This window comes from Neorhizobium petrolearium, from assembly GCF_017873175.1.
Lineage (GTDB): Bacteria > Pseudomonadota > Alphaproteobacteria > Rhizobiales > Rhizobiaceae > Neorhizobium > Neorhizobium petrolearium.
Genome location: NZ_JAGGJW010000028.1, coordinates 19497 through 35819, shown reverse-complemented (window position 1 = coordinate 35819; position 16323 = coordinate 19497). Strand labels below are relative to the sequence as shown.

The 16323-nt window shown below is 60.8% G+C and carries 17 protein-coding genes and 1 tRNA gene; 8 read left to right on the top strand and 10 right to left on the bottom strand.

The genetic code is table 11. The annotated features are described in order from the left end of the window. Positions 1-67 precede the first annotated feature (67 nt). Positions 68-343: a hypothetical protein gene (locus tag J2046_RS34045; protein ID WP_233470427.1), complete on the bottom strand. Its 276-nt coding sequence runs from the start codon at positions 341-343 to the stop codon at positions 68-70. Positions 344-453: 110 nt separating this feature from the next. Next, the gene (locus tag J2046_RS32085; RefSeq protein WP_210058728.1) at positions 454-591 is read right to left on the bottom strand and encodes a hypothetical protein; all 138 of its coding nucleotides are present in this window, start codon (positions 589-591) and stop codon (positions 454-456) included. Between the two features lie 174 nt (positions 592-765). On the opposite strand from J2046_RS32085, the gene J2046_RS32080 reads away from it, so the two are divergent. Next, a tRNA-Leu gene (locus J2046_RS32080) sits at positions 766-850 on the top strand. A 60-nt stretch (positions 851-910) separates the two neighbouring features. Continuing rightward, on the top strand, positions 911-1558 hold the full coding sequence (locus J2046_RS32075; protein WP_210058726.1) for a metallophosphoesterase family protein: 648 nt from the start codon (positions 911-913) through the stop codon (positions 1556-1558). On the opposite strand, the gene J2046_RS32070 is transcribed toward J2046_RS32075, so the two are convergent. After that, the gene (locus tag J2046_RS32070; protein WP_210058724.1) at positions 1555-3006 is read right to left on the bottom strand and encodes a TrkH family potassium uptake protein; all 1452 of its coding nucleotides are present in this window, start codon (positions 3004-3006) and stop codon (positions 1555-1557) included. The two genes, J2046_RS32075 and J2046_RS32070, sit on opposite strands and share 4 nt — an antisense overlap. Before the next feature lie 138 nt (positions 3007-3144). On the opposite strand from J2046_RS32070, the gene ilvA reads away from it, so the two are divergent. After that, a complete protein-coding gene (ilvA, locus tag J2046_RS32065) occupies positions 3145-4359 on the top strand; it encodes a threonine ammonia-lyase (RefSeq protein WP_233470428.1) in 1215 nt (404 codons plus the stop codon). Here ilvA and J2046_RS32060 read toward each other — a convergent pair. Then, positions 4352-5350, bottom strand: a complete 999-nt coding sequence (locus tag J2046_RS32060) for an alpha/beta hydrolase (protein ID WP_210058720.1) — start codon at positions 5348-5350, stop codon at positions 4352-4354. The genes ilvA and J2046_RS32060 overlap by 8 nt on opposite strands. A 56-nt stretch (positions 5351-5406) precedes the next feature. Further along, a complete protein-coding gene (locus J2046_RS32055) occupies positions 5407-6426 on the bottom strand; it encodes a glycerophosphodiester phosphodiesterase family protein (RefSeq protein WP_210058718.1) in 1020 nt (339 codons plus the stop codon). A gap of 110 nt (positions 6427-6536) precedes the next feature. On the opposite strand from J2046_RS32055, the gene J2046_RS32050 reads away from it, so the two are divergent. Together J2046_RS32050 and J2046_RS32045 are read left to right on the top strand one after the other, a co-directional pair. Next, a complete protein-coding gene (locus J2046_RS32050) occupies positions 6537-6860 on the top strand; it encodes an HlyU family transcriptional regulator (protein ID WP_210058716.1) in 324 nt (107 codons plus the stop codon). 294 nt (positions 6861-7154) lie between these two features. Then, a complete protein-coding gene (locus tag J2046_RS32045; RefSeq protein WP_210058714.1) occupies positions 7155-8441 on the top strand; it encodes a GGDEF domain-containing protein in 1287 nt (428 codons plus the stop codon). On the opposite strand, the gene J2046_RS32040 is transcribed toward J2046_RS32045, so the two are convergent. Then, entirely contained in the window at positions 8438-9055 is a 618-nt protein-coding gene (locus J2046_RS32040) for an FMN-dependent NADH-azoreductase (protein ID WP_210058713.1), read from the bottom strand. The two genes, J2046_RS32045 and J2046_RS32040, sit on opposite strands and share 4 nt — an antisense overlap. A 142-nt stretch (positions 9056-9197) precedes the next feature. On the opposite strand from J2046_RS32040, the gene J2046_RS32035 reads away from it, so the two are divergent. After that, a complete protein-coding gene (locus tag J2046_RS32035) occupies positions 9198-10166 on the top strand; it encodes a LysR family transcriptional regulator (protein ID WP_210058712.1) in 969 nt (322 codons plus the stop codon). A gap of 196 nt (positions 10167-10362) precedes the next feature. After that, positions 10363-10923, top strand: a complete 561-nt coding sequence (locus tag J2046_RS32030) for a DUF2087 domain-containing protein (protein WP_210058711.1) — start codon at positions 10363-10365, stop codon at positions 10921-10923. Between the two features lie 9 nt (positions 10924-10932). On the opposite strand, the gene J2046_RS32025 is transcribed toward J2046_RS32030, so the two are convergent. The 4 genes from J2046_RS32025 to J2046_RS32010 form a co-directional block, all read right to left on the bottom strand. Then, on the bottom strand, positions 10933-11769 hold the full coding sequence (locus J2046_RS32025; RefSeq protein ID WP_210058710.1) for a PhzF family phenazine biosynthesis protein: 837 nt from the start codon (positions 11767-11769) through the stop codon (positions 10933-10935). Positions 11770-11857: 88 nt separating this feature from the next. Next, positions 11858-13846: a bifunctional 2',3'-cyclic-nucleotide 2'-phosphodiesterase/3'-nucleotidase gene (locus J2046_RS32020; protein ID WP_210058709.1), complete on the bottom strand. Its 1989-nt coding sequence runs from the start codon at positions 13844-13846 to the stop codon at positions 11858-11860. A 125-nt stretch (positions 13847-13971) separates the two neighbouring features. Next, positions 13972-14310, bottom strand: coding sequence for a PilZ domain-containing protein (locus J2046_RS32015; protein ID WP_233470426.1), 339 nt, complete (start codon positions 14308-14310; stop codon positions 13972-13974). Between the two features lie 92 nt (positions 14311-14402). Continuing rightward, positions 14403-14864 carry an Lrp/AsnC family transcriptional regulator gene (locus J2046_RS32010; protein ID WP_210058708.1) on the bottom strand — a complete coding sequence of 154 codons (462 nt, stop codon included), beginning with the start codon at positions 14862-14864 and terminating at the stop codon, positions 14403-14405. Between the two features lie 155 nt (positions 14865-15019). Here J2046_RS32010 and ald point away from each other — a divergent pair, with 155 nt between their 5' ends. Further along, complete coding sequence (gene ald, locus J2046_RS32005; RefSeq protein ID WP_210058707.1) at positions 15020-16138, top strand: alanine dehydrogenase; 1119 nt, start codon at positions 15020-15022, stop codon at positions 16136-16138. The last annotated feature ends 185 nt before the right edge of the window (positions 16139-16323 follow it).

The window sequence follows — 16323 nt, the reverse complement described above, 5'->3', positions numbered from 1 at the left end:
CGAGAAGCTGATCCAAAAGTTCCTTCTCAATGGCCATGTGATGATTCTCCTTTCCATCATCATGGCCTCAGACACAAAATTCCTGACAGTCCCCGCGCGTGTCCTGAATGTCGAACTGCAGAAGAGGGGCTATGTTCCGGTCTGGCACGGTTGTCGTCGGTGGTGGCAGAGCCTCGTGCGCTTGTGCCAGTGTCTCAAGCCACGCAGCAAGGCCAGCCGACACTTCCTCGTTGCCAGCCTCCATTGCCTCGATCCATAACAGCTCACATTGCAGCGCCGACGCAATGTTGATCGGCGTCCAGCGAATGTGCAGCAGGCACTCTGAAAAGCGGGCAGGGGTCATACGTGCGACCTGCCATCGTCGCCGGAATAGTCAAGGCGTGTCCCATATAGGCAGGCGACCTGTGGATGTTATGTAAATAGACGGGCCGAAAGGATCTCTCCTTTTCACCATTATTCCAGCTTCCGCTTCAGCCCTTGCAACAGCGCTTCCACCTCCGCATTGGCGCCGGCCGCCAGCACTTCCTTATCATCCCAGCCCACCTTGACCGCGCTTTCTATAAGATCCTGCAATGGCAGTTCGACCGCCATCTGGCAGAATAGGTGGCGTTTTTCGTTTCCCGGAGAAACGGCTGGGGGAGGGATCTATCATCCGATAGATGATAGGGCGAGAACGCCGAGAGAACAGACATTTGCAAAACGCGAGGGATCAACTGCAAAACATGCTCTTGCTTTTTTCGCCTAAGACGTTGAAAAAGCGGCGGCGCGGACGTGGCGAAACTGGTAGACGCAAGGGACTTAAAATCCCTCGACTTCGGTCATACGGGTTCGATTCCCGTCGTCCGCACCACGCCCATCGCGGTTTTCTGCTAGAATTCCATCCCGATGAACCTCGTCAGGGAAAAATGCCTTGTGTTTTACCTTTGCCATCGGCGATATCCACGGCTGCCTGCGGGAGCTTGTGGACATGCTCGGCCACGTGGAGGAGCAGGAGGCTTCGGGGCATGTCGTGTTTGTCGGCGACTACATCGACCGTGGTCCGGACAGCAGGGGTGTGCTCGATCTCGTCATGGCAGGCCCCCGCAAGGACGGCTGGCGCTGGACGACCCTCAAGGGCAATCATGAGGACATGATGGTCCGCGCCTGCCGGTATGGCGGCCGGCAGAAGGCAATCTGGGTTGAAAACGGCGGCCATCAGACGCTGGCCTCCTTCGGCGGCACCGTACCGGATGACGTGATCAAATGGTGCGCGGCCCTGCCGGCGATCCATGTCGATGATCACCGCATTTTCGTGCATGCGGGCGTCGATGAAACCATGCCGCTTGATCGGCAGCGGGAACATGATCTGCTCTGGAAGCGGTTTCCCGAGGACTACACGGCGGACTTCTGGGGACGGCATGTCTGCCACGGCCATACGCCCTTTTCCGGCAATCCGAGGACGGTCGGCAACCGCACCAATATCGACAGCGGTTGCGTCTTCGGCGGCGCGCTTTCCTGCGCGGTATTCGATGACGACCGGCCCGGCGGCCCTGTCCGTTTTCTGAGCGTTCCGGCCTAATGCCGCCAGAAGACCGGCGTCAGCAGCACGAGCACGGTCAGGACTTCGAGACGCCCGAGCAGCATCATCAGGGAAAGGAGGCAGAGGGCAGGATCGCTGATCGTCGAAAAGTTTCCGGCCGGGCCGATGATCGGGCCGATGCCGGGGCCGACATTCGAAAGCGCGGTAATGGCCGACGAGGTGGCTGTCAGGATATCGTAGCCCAACAGCGTCATGCCGATGCTGCCGACCACCCACAGGAAGATGTAGAGGCTGACGAACAGGAAGACGCCGCGCTGGGTCTCGGCATCCACCGTCACGCGGCCATAGCGCACGGTATACATGGCGTTCGGATAGACGAGACGGCTGAGCCCGGCGCGGACGACATTGAATATTACCACGAAACGATAGGCCTTGATGCCGCCGGCCGTGGAACCGGAGCAGCCGCCGGCGAAGGTCGCGAAGAAGGCGAGCAGCACGGCGAAAGGTCCCCATTGCGTGTAATCGTCGCTCGCAAAGCCGCCTGTCGAAACGATCGACGTCATGTTGAAGAATGCGTGAATGAGCGCATTGCTCATCTCCACGCCGTTTCTCAGGTGCTGATAGACGGCAAGAGCGATCGAGATGCCGCAAAGATACCCCAGGAAGACGAGGATCTGCGGATCGCGCGCGGCGTCAAGTCGGTTCCTGACCGCAAGCAGGATGAGCACCGAAAAGGGCAGGCTGCAAATCGCAAGGAAGATCGCGCCGATCACCAGGATCGTGTTGCTGCCGAAAAAGGCGAATGAGGCGTCATGGGTCGAGAAGCCGGCCGTCGCGATCGTGGTCATGGCGTGGTTGACCGCGTCGAAATGGCTCATTCCGGCAAGGTCGTAGGCGATCGCGCAGGCGATGGTGAGAGCCACATAAACGGCAAGGAAGGCACGGGTGAAACTCGCCAGGCGTGCGAAAGGCTTGTCGGTTTCCGACGATTCGAGCTTGAAGATGGACATGCCGCCGACTTTCAGGAAGGGCAGCACGAAAAGGCCGAGTGCGACGATGCCGATGCCGCCGAGCCAGCAGAGCAGGGAACGCCAGAGCAGGATGCCCGGCGGCAGGTCGTCGAGCCCCACGATCACCGTCGAGCCCGTGGTGGTGATTCCCGATATCGATTCGAACAGCGCCTGCGCGAAGGAGAGGTTGTATTCGGCGAGAAAAAGCGGGATTGCGCCGACAATCGAGAAGACCAGCCACAGGACGTTGACCAGCAGAAAGCCGAAGCGCTTGTTGAAGACCGGCGGAGGGCCGCGCGTCGCCAGCGCTGCCGCCGCGCAAAAGCCGCCCACCATGACACCGGACATGGCAAAGACCTGCCAGTCGTCATGGCCGTTGTAAAGGTCGACAATCGCCGGCAGGAACATCGCGACGGAAAGATAGAGGCCGCAGAGCGCCGAGATATAGATAGTGGACCGGAGAAGACTGGCGTTCAAGAATAGGTTGTCCCAGGTTGGCGGCAACAGAAAGAAGCTTTGTCTGGACCGAGTGCTTATGGCATAGCGGGACCGATTTCAGATTTCAATGGACGGTTTATCGTGACGAAGGCAGGTGTGGACGACGCGAGAACTGCAATGCGGGGGATTTTTCCCGAAACGCCGCTGCAGCTGAACGAGCATTTGAGCCGGCGTTATGGCGCCGAGATCTGGCTGAAACGCGAGGATCTGTCTCCCGTCCGTTCCTACAAAATTCGCGGCGCATTCAATTTTTTCCGCAAGGCGATCGCCGCCGGCGCGCAAGGCAAGACATTCGTCTGCGCTTCGGCCGGCAATCATGCCCAGGGTTTCGCTTTCGTTTGCCGCCATTTCGAGGTGCCGGGCGTGGTCTTCATGCCCGTGACGACGCCGCAGCAGAAGATCGACAAGACGCGCATGTTCGGCGGCGAGTTCATCACCATAAAGCTGATCGGCGACATCTTCGATCAGTGCTATGCGGCCTCCCGCGCTCATGTGGAGGAGATCGGCGGCGTCATGGTGCCGCCTTTCGACGATCCCGATATCATCGAGGGCCAGGCGACGGTGGCGGCCGAAATCGTCGGACAGTTGCCGGCGGGTGTCCGGCCTGATCTTGTCATCATGCCCGTCGGCGGCGGCGGGCTTTCGTCGGGCATGACCGGTTACCTCGATGGCGTGGTGGCGCCGGAAAACTTTGTCTTCACCGAGCCCGCAGGCGCGCCCAGCCTGAAGAAAAGTCTGGAGGCCGGTGAGCCGATCACCCTGGCAAAGCTGGACAATTTCGTCGACGGCGCGGCGGTGGCGCGCATCGGCGACCTGAATTTCGAGGCGCTGAAGCGCTTTTCGCCGGACCAGGTCCTGCTTTTGGCCGAGAACGCCATCTGCGTGACGATCATCGACATGCTGAATGTCGAGGGCGTCGTGCTGGAGCCGGCCGGCGCCCTGTCGATCACGGCGCTTCAAGCACTTGGACCCGAAAGGCTGGCCGGCAAGACGGTCGTCTGCGTCGTCTCGGGCGGCAATTTCGATTTCGAGCGCCTACCGGACGTCAAGGAGCGCGCGATGCGCCATTCCGGCGTCAAGAAATACTTCATCCTGCGGCTCGCCCAACGCCCCGGCGCGCTGCGCGACTTCCTGAACCTGCTAGGCCCCGAAGACGATATCGCACGCTTCGAATACCTCAAAAAATCCGCCCGCAATTTCGGCTCCATCCTGATCGGCATCGAGACGACGCGGCCGGAGAATTTCGCCGCGCTGATCGAGCGATTCGAGGCGGCCGGCATGGGCTACCAGGACATTACCGAGAACGACATCCTCGCGAGCCTGATCATCTGAGGCCGAGCGTCTTCTTCAGCCAGGCGGTGATTTTATCGGCGAGCGGCCCGGTCGTGGCTGGTGAAATGATGTCGCCGGCGATGACGTGATTCATCGGATCGCCGGTCGTGCCGACATCGACGATCTCATACGGCCCGCCCCATCGACCGGCGATTGCGCGCACCTTGTCCGGCCGGACGATCTGATCGCGCGCCGAATAGAGGAAGAGAGCCGGCGTCCTGATCTGCTCGATCGGGCTTGCGACGGCAAGCTTGACCAGCGCCGCCATCGGCAGGAGCGCCTTGGTCGGGTATTCCGTCGTCCAGGCGGCGGCATGTCTTTCGTTATACGGCGTGAAACTGCGGGTGGGGCCGAGCAGCAGCTGGGAGAGTTGCGGTGCGACCGGCGTCGTCAACAGGAAGGCGCCAAAACTGTTTATGCCATAGTTGGGTGAAAGAAAAACGGCTGCGGAGACGCGGGATGCGATCTGCGGATCGGCAAGCGCGAGCGTCGCAAGCGAGGCGCCGGTCGAAGTGGCCATGACGATCACCCTGTCGCCCAGCGCCTCACCGATCGCAAGCGCTTCGGAAAAGTCGGCCATCCAGTCTTCCAGCGCCGCTTCGCCCATGGCCTGGCCGGTGCGGCCGTGGCCGGCAAGCCTTGCGAAATAGAGATTGGCGCCGAGGGCGGACGCGACGCGATCGGGCAGGGGCCTGACCTCCTCGGCCGATGCCGAAAAACCGTGGATATAGATGATCGCAAGGGGCATCCTGGCCTTCGTCGCCGGATCGGCCCAGACGATATGTCTGGCGGCACCCGGCCGGATGTCGGAAAAGCGGCCTTCGGCGGTCACAAGATAGGCGTCGATATCGGTGCCGAGGCGGGCTTTGTCGAAAGCGGGGAACCCGTCAGCAGGCAGGCGCGGTCCGGCCATCAGCATCACTCCGAAGGCGGTGATGAGGACCATCGTGACCATGATGATCGCCCGCCATGACAGAAAACTTCTTCGCATCCGGCACTCCCTCCGAACGGGAGGGATGATAGGCAGGCTCCGTGACGGCGAAAAGTCTATTTCGCGCAGATGACCGGTTTGGCGGGCAGGGCACAGAAGCCGCGTCGATCGACCTCAGGGCGCGTCTTCTCGATGACATTCGTCCAGACAAATCCGGGAAAGCCATCCGGCACCATGTTCCAGGCCTCCCGATCGTCGATGCCGGAACTGCCGGAATCGCCGGCCTCGAACGGTCCGATCAGGATGACATCCGAGCCGGCGGCCCGCATGCGGTTGTAGAAACGCTCCGGCCAGCCCCACATCAGGAACGCGAGATTGGCCGGCACCGGCACCAGGCCGTTGCGGCAGGCTTCCGGCACGTGGCCGCTCCAGCCGAGCGCCAGGTAATTGACGAGGCAGGATTTTGCCGTGCGGGCGGAATAGCCGTGCAGACCGGTCACGAGCGCCATGCTCGTCTCGGTCGGCTCGTTGCCGCCATAGACCCCGAAGGTCGCCTGCCGGAAGGCGGGCTCCGTCTCGAGGAGGGCGGCGAGGGCCTCTCCTTCTTCCTTGCGGCGGCTCTTGAAGTTGACGAGAAAACGGCCTTCCGGCAGCGCCGCGAAGACTTCCGGCAATGTGGGCATCAGGCCGATCGCCTTGCCGCGCAATGGAAAGGTCCTGCCGCCATCGGAGGTATATCCGTGGCCGATGTCGAGCGTCTTCAGGACGGCCATCGGTGTCTGTTCGGTGACGCCCTTGCCGTCGGTGCGGCAGTCGAGCGTCCAGTCGTGGAAAACCGCGAATTGCTTGTCGGGCGTGAGGTGCACGTCGAGTTCCACCACGTCGGCACCGGCGTCGAAGGCGGCCTTCATGCCGGCGACGGTATTCTCCAGAAAGTCATGTGTCGGCGGCAGCATGAGGCTTGCCGTACACGTGTCGTTGCCGACATTGGTCGCATCGAAGAGCTGGTGCTGGCCGCGATGGGCGATGATCCGGAGCGGCTTGCCTTCGGGAAATTGCGAAAACAGCGACGTATTGCCGAGCCAGAGCGCAGCGGCGATCACGATCGGCACCGTGGCGGCTATTTTCCATCTCATGCGGGGCTCACTCCGAATCGGATTTGGGACAGGAATCTTGGTCCGGCTCGATTGCGACTTTTCCGAGATAACCGCTTCCGGGCGGTTGCGGAATATGCTAGGCAGCCGCCATGGCTTCGTTTCTGTCCAGTATCCTTTCGATCTTCTCCGGCGGCGGCAAATCCGCCGAGCCGGCCGGCAATTCCGTGGAGCCCGTCGAGCATGGCGGCTGCCTCATCTATCCGGCGCCGATTCGAGAGGGCTCGCAGTTCCGGTTGGCAGGCCGTATCGAGAAGGAAGTGAACGGCGATGTGCTGGTGCGGGAGTTCGTCCGTGCCGACGTCTTCACCTCGATGGACGATGCGGTGGAATACACGATCAAGAAGGCGCAGCAGATCATCGATCAGAACGGTTCATCGCTGTTTGCCGACGGAGAAAAGTCGCGCTCCGCCTGACCCGGCGTCTCAGGCAATTGCGGCAATCACTGAAAATTAAACGATCGACGATAGTTTGGACAATCTGTTCAGATGCCCTTTCTATGCGCGCGATATCGCTCCGGCGATCGCCATCCAGCTCCGAAACATCCCGAAGAAACTGCCGCAGATCAAAGATTATCCCGTTTTCCAGGCTGAACCGGTTCGGCCGTTATTGCACCATGGCGCATAACCGCCATAATTACAAAGATTCGAGCTTCCAAAAAGGAAGTTGTTACAGAGGCTTGACCCCTCTGCAAAGTTGAAAGCAGATCGATGCAATGGTTCAACCTCGGACTGTTTCTGCTGGAAGCCGTCATTTATTTTACCGTCATGACGACCTTCCTGCATTTCCGGCGACAGCTTGGCCTTGGAGTCTTTCTGGCAGCACTGGGCGTCATGCATTTCATGGAGACCTATCTTGCGGCGGTCTTCTATATCGAGCTTCCCCTCGGCACCGTTTCTCCCGGCTCTTCGGTCTTCTTTGCCGGCAAGCTGATGATGATCCTGCTGCTTTACCTGAAGGAGGATGCGGCGACCGTCCGCCAGCCAATCTACGGGCTTTTCCTCGGTAATCTGCTGACGGTCGGCATCGCCCAGCTCCTGCAGTTCCACGAGGTCGTTGCGCTGCCGGGCGGCCGCAGTGCGGACATGAGCTTCCTGGACGAGATGGGGTGGCTGATGGTCTGGGGAACTGCGCTGCTCTATATCGACGCGATCGGCATCATTCTGCTTTATGAGCGGCTCGGGCGATTTTTCCGCAACCACGTGGCGCTGCGGTTCGCGTTAAGTGGCGCCGCTCTGTTGACCTTCGACCAGGTCGGCTTCTATGCGGCCCTCAATCTTCTCTTTGACGCGCCGTTTTCGGTATTCCTGGGCGGCTGGTGGGCGAAGCTCCTGGCGGTCGCGCTCTATTCGCTCCTCTTTGCGGCCTATCTGAAGATCGAACAGATACCACGGTTTGCGAGATCGGCCCGCGAGATCACCGACATCTTCCACGCTCTTACCTTTCGCGAACGCTATCAGGCCCTTCTTGCCCAAAGCGGCGTCGATGGATTGACCGGAGTGTTCAACCGCAGTCGCCTGGATGCGGAAGTGCCGGATATGATCCGGAGCTGTCTTGATCGGGGAGGACAGTTGAGCCTTGTGATGATCGACGTCGATCGCTTCAAGGAAGTCAACGACCGCTTCGGCCATCTGAAGGGCGACGAGATCCTGAAAGACGTCGTTGCCCGGCTCCGGATAAATTCGAGACCCAGAGACCATCTTTCCCGATTCGGCGGCGAGGAATTCGTGCTGATCCTGCCTGATATGGATCACGAAGACGCACTCGCATTTGCTGATCGTCTGCGGATCGAGATCTGCCGCTCAGTCATGCGGCCGGACGGTGAGTGCGTGACGGTCTCCATCGGCGTCGCCACCGCACCGGAAGATGGCCACCTACAGGATGCGCTTCTCGGATGTGCGGACGAACGCCTCTACCGGGCAAAGAAAGACGGCCGGGACAATGTCCACGGCCGTTCTGGCAGGCTCGCTTCGGCAGAGACCGGGACGGGGGCTTAGGCTGCGAGAGCAAGCTGCCGGGTGCGCTGCTGGGCAGCGGCGATGGCCTTCTCGGCGGCTTCCGGGCCGAAGGCGAGGCCTTCGACATAGATGACCTCCACATCCGTCATGCCCATGAAACCGAGCACCGTGGTGAGATAGGGCACGGCATGGTTCATGCCGCTTGCGGGACCTTCGGAATAGACGCCGCCGGATGCCAGCACGACATAGACCTTCTTGCCGGTAGCAAGGCCGATCGGGCCGTTTTCCGTGTAACGGAACGTCTGGCCCGCACGGGCGATATTGTCGATCCAGCTCTTCAGCGTGGAGTAGATGTTGAAGTTGATGAGACCCGTTCCGATGACCACCGTATCCGCGGCCATGAGTTCCGCAACCAGCTTGTCGGAATAGTCGGCTGCTGCGGCTTCTTCCGGCGTACGGTCGGCGGGAGCCTTACGGATGGCGGACGTCGTCACGCTGTCGAGATGCGGGATTGGGTTGGCGCCGAGATCGCGATGGACAATCGATGTCCCGTTGTCGCGTGCGCTCAGCTCGTTTGAGAGATCCTGGGCGACTTTGCTGGACAGCGATTCATCGCCACGCGGGCTCGACGTGACAAGAAGAATGGAGGACATGTGTTTCTTCCTTATCTGGAGATTTGACTTTCGCGACGAGTGGGAGGTCCCGTCTGCTTCGTGCTGGAAGATAGGGATGGACTGCCATCGATTAAACTGAGATAATATCGAAGCTATCTATCTATAAATTGGATGATGACCTATGGATGCAAATCCGACCCTCGACCAGTTGCAGGTGTTTCTGGCGGTCGCCGAAACGGGCAGTTTCTCGGCCGCCTCGCGGGCTTTGAACCGGGCGCAGTCGGTGGTGAGCTATACGATCGGCAATCTCGAAGCCCAGCTTGAGATGACGCTGTTCGAGCGCAGCGGCGCGCGCCAGCCGAAGCTGACGGAAGCGGGCAAGGCGATGCTCACCGATGCGCGCCGGATCGTCGCCGACCTGCAGGTGATGCGCGCCCGCGCGAAGAGCATCAAGCAAGGGCTCGAAGCCGAGATCTCGCTGGCAATCAGCGTCATGGTGCCCACCGAGGCTCTTGTGACGGAACTGCGGAAATTTCGCGAAAATTTTCCGAGTGTGGCGCTGAACCTCAATGTCGGGGAACTCGGCATGGTGATGGATATGGTGATCAACGGTCGCGCCGATATCGGTTTGGGGGGCGCGCTCTTGAGGCAGGATGATACCCTCATTGCCGAAAAGATCGGTCATTCCTTCATGATCCCGGTCGCTGCTCCCGATCATCCCCTCGCCAGGCTTGATCGGCCGCTGACCCTTGCCGACGTGCGGGAAGAGGTCCAGATGGTCGTGACCGATCAATCCGGCATCACCAAGGGGCGCGACTTCAACGTGCTCTCCTACAAGACCTGGCGGGTGAGCGACATCGCCACCAAGTACCAGCTGATCAGGGGCGGGCTGGGCTGGGGCGGTTTGCCGGCTTCCGTCGCCGGCCGCGATATCATGGAGCGCAAGCTGGTCGCGCTGAAGCTCGACGCATACGAGCAGGGTGAATATCCACTTTATGCCATACGAAGGACATCCAATCCGCCGGGCCCGGCCGGTCAATGGCTGATCGAGGCGTTTCAGCGACGGCTCTCCGCTTGTCCGAGCCATGGGGAGTTCCAGGAGATGTTGGGGCTGGACACGCCGCATGCCCTGCCGGTTGCGGCCGAATGACTGCACGCGACCGAGTTGACCATATCCCGGCCTCTGCTATAACGGCGCCACGGTCTGCAGTTCACCGAGGCGTCGCCGTCCCGAAAGGGAAGCTAAACCTGCTCCAGTCAAGATGATCAGCACTTATCCCGTGCCGAAGTCGACAAGACGGCGACCAACGACAATCCAGATGGAACGGCGCATTTGAGGATAGGTTATGTCCAGATCCATCTTTCCCATGGAGATCGCCGACCTTTCGGCATTCGCGAAGTCCGTCCGTGAACAGATCGGCAGGCTCGACCACAAGCCGAGCCATGTGGAGACGCTCAATCTCCTGAGCCGTGCCGCGGGTTTCCGCAACTACCAGCATTTCCGTTCCGTTACGAAGACCTCGGACGTGCTCGACAGCTGGAATATCGCGGCGGCTCCGGAACCCGGGCCTGATGAGGCGCGCGTCTTGAAAACCATGCGCGTTTTCGATCGTGAGGGCCGGATCGTCCGCTGGCCGGGCAAGCGCTCGCAGCAGGAGTTGTGCCTCTGGTTCCTGTGGTCGAAGATCCCGCGTGGCCGCACGTTTACGGAGCGCGAGATCAGCGAGTTCCTGAACACGCTGCACCTCTTCGGTGATGCGGCACTTCTGCGCCGCGATCTTTTCGATCTCGGCCTCGTGACGCGCAAGCGGGACGGCAGCGATTATCGCCGCATCGAAAAGAAGCCGGTGCCGGAGCTGAAGCTGCTTTTGCAGCGGGTCGACAGCGGAAAGGCTGAAGCGGCCTGATAAGCGCCTTTAGAGGTCGACCGTCCCCCGGATACAGGTGACGACATCTCCACCGATCCAGATGTCGTCACCGTCCCGTTGTACATGGACCCGACCCGCCCGGCCGAGAGCCGTTCCCTGGGCGGCGACATAGCTTTCAGGCGCCATGCCGCTGCCGATCAGCCATTGGGCGAAGCCGGCATTCAAGCTTCCGGTAACCGGATCCTCCGTACCCCGATTGCTGAACGCACGTACTTCGAATGCCGCATCGTCTCCGTCCGTCTCGGGATCGAAGCGGCCGACTACGCCGACGCGAAGTCCGGTGAGCGCGCTGTAATCGGGTCGGATGGCAAGTACGTCTGCGCGGGACGACAGGAGAATGCCGATCCAGTCCGGCCCGTTATCCAGCCAGTTGGCATCCTTTATCTCCGCTATCGGCACGCCGAGGCCGCGAGCGATGCGATCGACCAGCGCCGGATCGACCGGGCCGCTGCGCTGCAGGGGAGGTGCGGCGAAAGCAAGCTGTCTGCCGTTGCGACGGATATGCACCAGTCCGGCGCCGCATTCCTGGATGATGTCGCCATCCGGAGGCTGGCCGGTCTGAGACAACCAGACATGGCAACTGCCGAGCGTCGGATGACCGGCAAAAGGCAGTTCCTGCTTCGGAGTGAATATCCGTGTGCGGTAATGCGCCCTGGGATCGGTCGGTTTCAGCAGGAAGGTGGTCTCGCTGAGGTTGGTCCAGTTGGCGAAAGCCTGCATCTGCTCGTCCGTCAGCACATCCGCGCCGACGACCACTGCGAGCGGATTGCCTCGCATCGGCTCGCTGGAAAAGACGTCGACCTGCTGGAAGGGAAACGTAGGCATCGCCATCTGGACCTATGGAATCGGGTTTCCTTCAAAGGAGGACGGCAGCCCGAGGGCTGCCGTGGCATTCCAACATCTTCGATCGGCGTTACAGCACCAGCCGGAACTTCGCAAAACCGTTCTCGCCGTCGCCGGCATCCTCGATCTTGGCGCCCTTGATCTCGCCGGCGAACTGACGGGCCTTGGGGCCGGTCTCGAAGATCGCCGTCGTTCCCGGCAGCGGCTTGAACGACCAGTTGGCGTCCGCTGAGGGGTTGATCGTGCCCTGTTCGACGATGTAGCGGACGATCACGTCGCGGTTGGTATCGGGCGCCACGAAGATCACCTTGTCGCCGGCGATTTCCGGGAACTTGCCGCCGCCGCCGGCGCGGTAGTTGTTGGTCGCGACCACGAACTTCTGGGCCGTATCGATCGGCTTGCCGTCGAACTGCAAATCGACGATGCGGTGGGCATCCGGATTGACGAGCTTGCCGTCCTTGTCGAAGCGAGCCGGCTGCGACAGGTCGATCTGGTAGGTAACGCCGTCGATCACATCATAATTGTAGGACGGGAAGCTGCTGTTGAGCAGCGCCGCGTCCTTGGCGCCGGCCTCGACCTGGTTGAACATGCCGGCCGACATTTCCAGCCAGTTCCTGACCTGCTCGCCGGTGATCAGCACGGCCTGCACCGTGTTCGGATAAAGATAGAGGTCGGCGACGTTCTTGATGGCGATGTCGCCTGCCGGCACGTCGGTGAAATATTCCGCGCCGCCACGGCCGCCGGCCTTGAAGGGAGCCGCCGCGGAGAGGACGGGATAGTCCTTGTACGGGCCTTCCTTCAGCATGTCCTTGATGTACCAGGTCTGGGCGTTCGAGACGATCTGCACCGACGGATCGTCGGCGACCAGCGCGAAATAGGAATAGAGCGGCGCGGATGTCTTGCCGACCGGGCGGCGGACATAGGCGAGCGTCGCCTCGTGCTCGTCCTTGACGGCAGCGGTGACTTCCGCCTTGTCCTTCACGTCGGCGACGATCTTGCGGTTCTCGTCGCGATGATAGATCGGCCGGGCTTCCGTGGTGAAGTCGACGATCTTCCAGCTTTTGCCGTCCTTTTCCAGCAGCAGGTCGATGAGGCCCATATGCGAGCCCCAGAAGCCGCCCATGACGGCCGGCTTGCCCATCAGCGTGCCCTTCTTGATGTCTGCGCCGGTAATGCCTTCAAAATCCTTCGGGCCGGGGAATACGAGATGCTGGTGGCCGGTAAAGACCGCATCGATGCCATCGACGCCCGCCAGATAAAGCGAGGCGTTTTCCATGCGGTCGCTCAAGCCGCTGCCGTCGATGCCGGAGTGGGAGAGTGCGATGACGATATCGGCGCCTTCCTCCTTCATGACAGGCACCCAGGCCTTGGCGGCGTCGACGATGTCGCGGGTCTGAGCCTTGCCTTCGAGGTTCTTGGCGTCCCAGACCATGATCTGCGGCGGCACGAACCCGATGAAGCCGACCTTGACTGGGCTTGTCGCGCCGGAGCCGTCACGGATCTGCTTCTCGACGATCACGTAGGGCTTCAGGAAGAGCTCGTCCTTTTTCGGGTCTGAGGCGAGCTGGCCCTTGGTCAGGTTGGCGCAGACGCAAGGGAAGCCGGAACCGGCGAGCACCTTGAACATGAAGTCGAGGCCGTAGTTGAATTCGTGGTTGCCGAGCGTGCCGGCGTCGTAACCGAGCACGTTCATCGCCTTGATGACCGGGTGCACGTCGCCATCCTTCATGCCGCGCTCATAGGCGATGTAGTCGCCCATTGGATTGCCTTGCAGGAAGTCGCCATTATCGATCAGCATCGAATTGCCGGCCTCGGCGCGGATCGCGTCGATGATCGAGGCGGTGCGGGCAAGGCCCAGCGTATCGTTCGGCTTGTCGGCGTAATAATCGTAGGGGAAGACGTGAACGTGGATATCGGTCGTTTCCATGATGCGCAGATGCGCTTGGTTGGCGGCTGCCCGGGCGGCGAACGGATGCAGCATCACGAGCGCCGAAGACGCAGCGATGCCGCCGAGAAGTGAACGGCGGGTCATGGGTTGAAAGCCGGCTAGAAACGACATGGACATCTCCCTCTGGGGTCTTTTGCGAGATCAGCTTAGCGCAATCGCACGCGCTTGCATCAGTATAATGACAGGGGAAATCGCGTGGTTCGCCGATGGTCGGCGAACGCGCCGGCCCCGCGATGTCACCGGGCGATGACTGGTCTGATTTCCTTGTGGAAGAAGCGGAAATAGGAGGAGACCTGGGCCGCTGCATTCGAGTTCGGCCGGAACTGGATGCCGAGGCGACCACGGTGGCACCATTTCACCGTGCCCTCCAGAATGCCGAGTTCCTCGCTTTCGATTTTGACCGGGCTACCGTTGGCAGCGTGAAACGGTCCGCCGAGGTCGAGCGCCATGCCGGTGGCGGAAAGATCGACGACGCGCCCCTTTGTCTGCTGATGGTAATATTTGACCGTGCCATAGATGCGTGTCTTCTGGCGGGCTGCGCTGCGGGTCTTCATCCCGATGGTCTTGCTGAGCATGACATCCCTCAATTGCCGTTCTCAGGGAAACTCCATATCAGGGACAGGTTGAGGCGCGTTTAGAGTGATCCGTAAAAGTCGAGCGATTCCGGTCACAGCCCCACATTGGGACGGTCGATGATTTCGCGCAGCGCGAAGCTCGAATTGATCTTCACCACGTGGGGCAGGGCCGACAGCCAGTCGCGGTGGATATGCTCGTAATCCTCAAGATCCTTGGCCGCGACGCGCAGGATATAGTCGTATTCGCCCGACATCAGGTAGCAGACAAGCACATTGGGGCAGAGCTTCACCGCCGCCTCGAATTCGGCGAGCGTCTTGGCGAACTGGCCCGACAGCGAGATATGCACGATCACCATCATCTTGTAGTCGAGCGCCTTGTTGGAAAGGCGTGCGTGATAGCCGCTAATCGTGCCGTTCTTTTCAAGGATATCGAGCCGTCGCGAGCAGGCGGAAGGCGACAGGCCGACGCGCTGGGCCAGGTCCGCATTGGAGATGCGGCCATTGTCCTGAAGCGTTCGCATGATCGCAAGATCGATGGTATCCAGGTTGCCCATTCGAATATCCTTCGAAGATCTCTTTCAAGACGCAATAATCCGCGAAAAATGGTATTTTCGCAATTCCTCTTCGCAAGGACATTTCACCGATTCTCTGGTTTTCTGGATTTGGGAACGTCAACCGGCGAAAGCCACCAAACTGAGAGGAACGCTGTATGCGTGTCGGGTGCCCGAAGGAAATCAAAAACCATGAATACCGTGTGGGCCTGACGCCCGGCGCGGTGCGTGAATATGTGGCCCATGGCCACGAGGTCCTGATCGAAACCAAGGCGGGCGCCGGAATTGGCGCGGACGATGCCGCCTATATCGCCGCCGGCGCCAGGATCGTCGGCACGGCAAAAGAGATCTTCGAAAAATCCGACATGGTCGTGAAGGTCAAGGAGCCCCAGCCGACGGAATGGGTGCAGCTCCGTGAAGGCCAGCTCCTCTACACCTATCTCCATCTCGCTCCCGATCCGGAACAGACCAAGGGCCTCATCACATCCGGCGTGACCGCCGTCGCCTACGAGACGGTGACCGACGAGCGCGGCGGCCTGCCGCTGCTTGCGCCGATGTCGGAAGTGGCGGGACGCCTGGCGATCCAGGCGGGCGCAACCGCGCTGCAGAAAGCCAATGGCGGCCGCGGCATCCTGCTCGGCGGCGTGCCGGGTGTTCTGCCGGCGAAGGTCGCGGTGATCGGCGGCGGCGTCGTAGGCCTGCATGCGGCCAAGATGGCGACCGGCCTCGGCGCCGATGTCACCATCATCGACCGCTCGCTGCCGCGGCTTCGCCAGCTCGACGATATCTTCAGTGGCCGCGTCCATACCCGTTATTCGACCATCGACGCGGTGGAAGAGGAAGTCTTCTCCGCCGATCTCGTCATCGGGGCAGTTCTCATTCCAGGCGCCGCCGCGCCGAAACTTGTCAGCCGCGAGATGCTCTCCGGCATGAAGCAGGGCGCGGTCATGGTCGACGTCGCGATCGACCAGGGCGGCTGCTTCGAGACCTCGCATGCGACGACCCATTCCGAACCGACCTACGAGGTCGACGGCATCGTGCACTATTGCGTGGCGAACATGCCGGGCGCCGTGCCGATCACCTCTGCCCATGCGTTGAACAACGCGACGCTGCAACATGGCCTGGCGCTTGCCGACCGTGGCCTGCGGGCGATCGCCGAGGACAAGCATCTCCGTAACGGCCTCAACGTCCATAAGGGCAGGATAACCAACCGGGCGGTTGCCGAAGCGCTGGGCTACGAGGCCTTTGCGCCGGAAAGCCTGCTGAATGTGGCGTGAGCGGTAGGTTTCGATATATCTAAGACATTGTAAATCACTGAGCTGATTGATCGCTGACCCGAAAAAGCGCCGACAGGCTTCTGTTGGCGCTTTTTCTCTTTTTGAAATCAATTAGATATAATTTCGATATATCGAAGTTGTTGACGAAATTAACCAATGGACTATCTTTAGATATATCGAAAGAT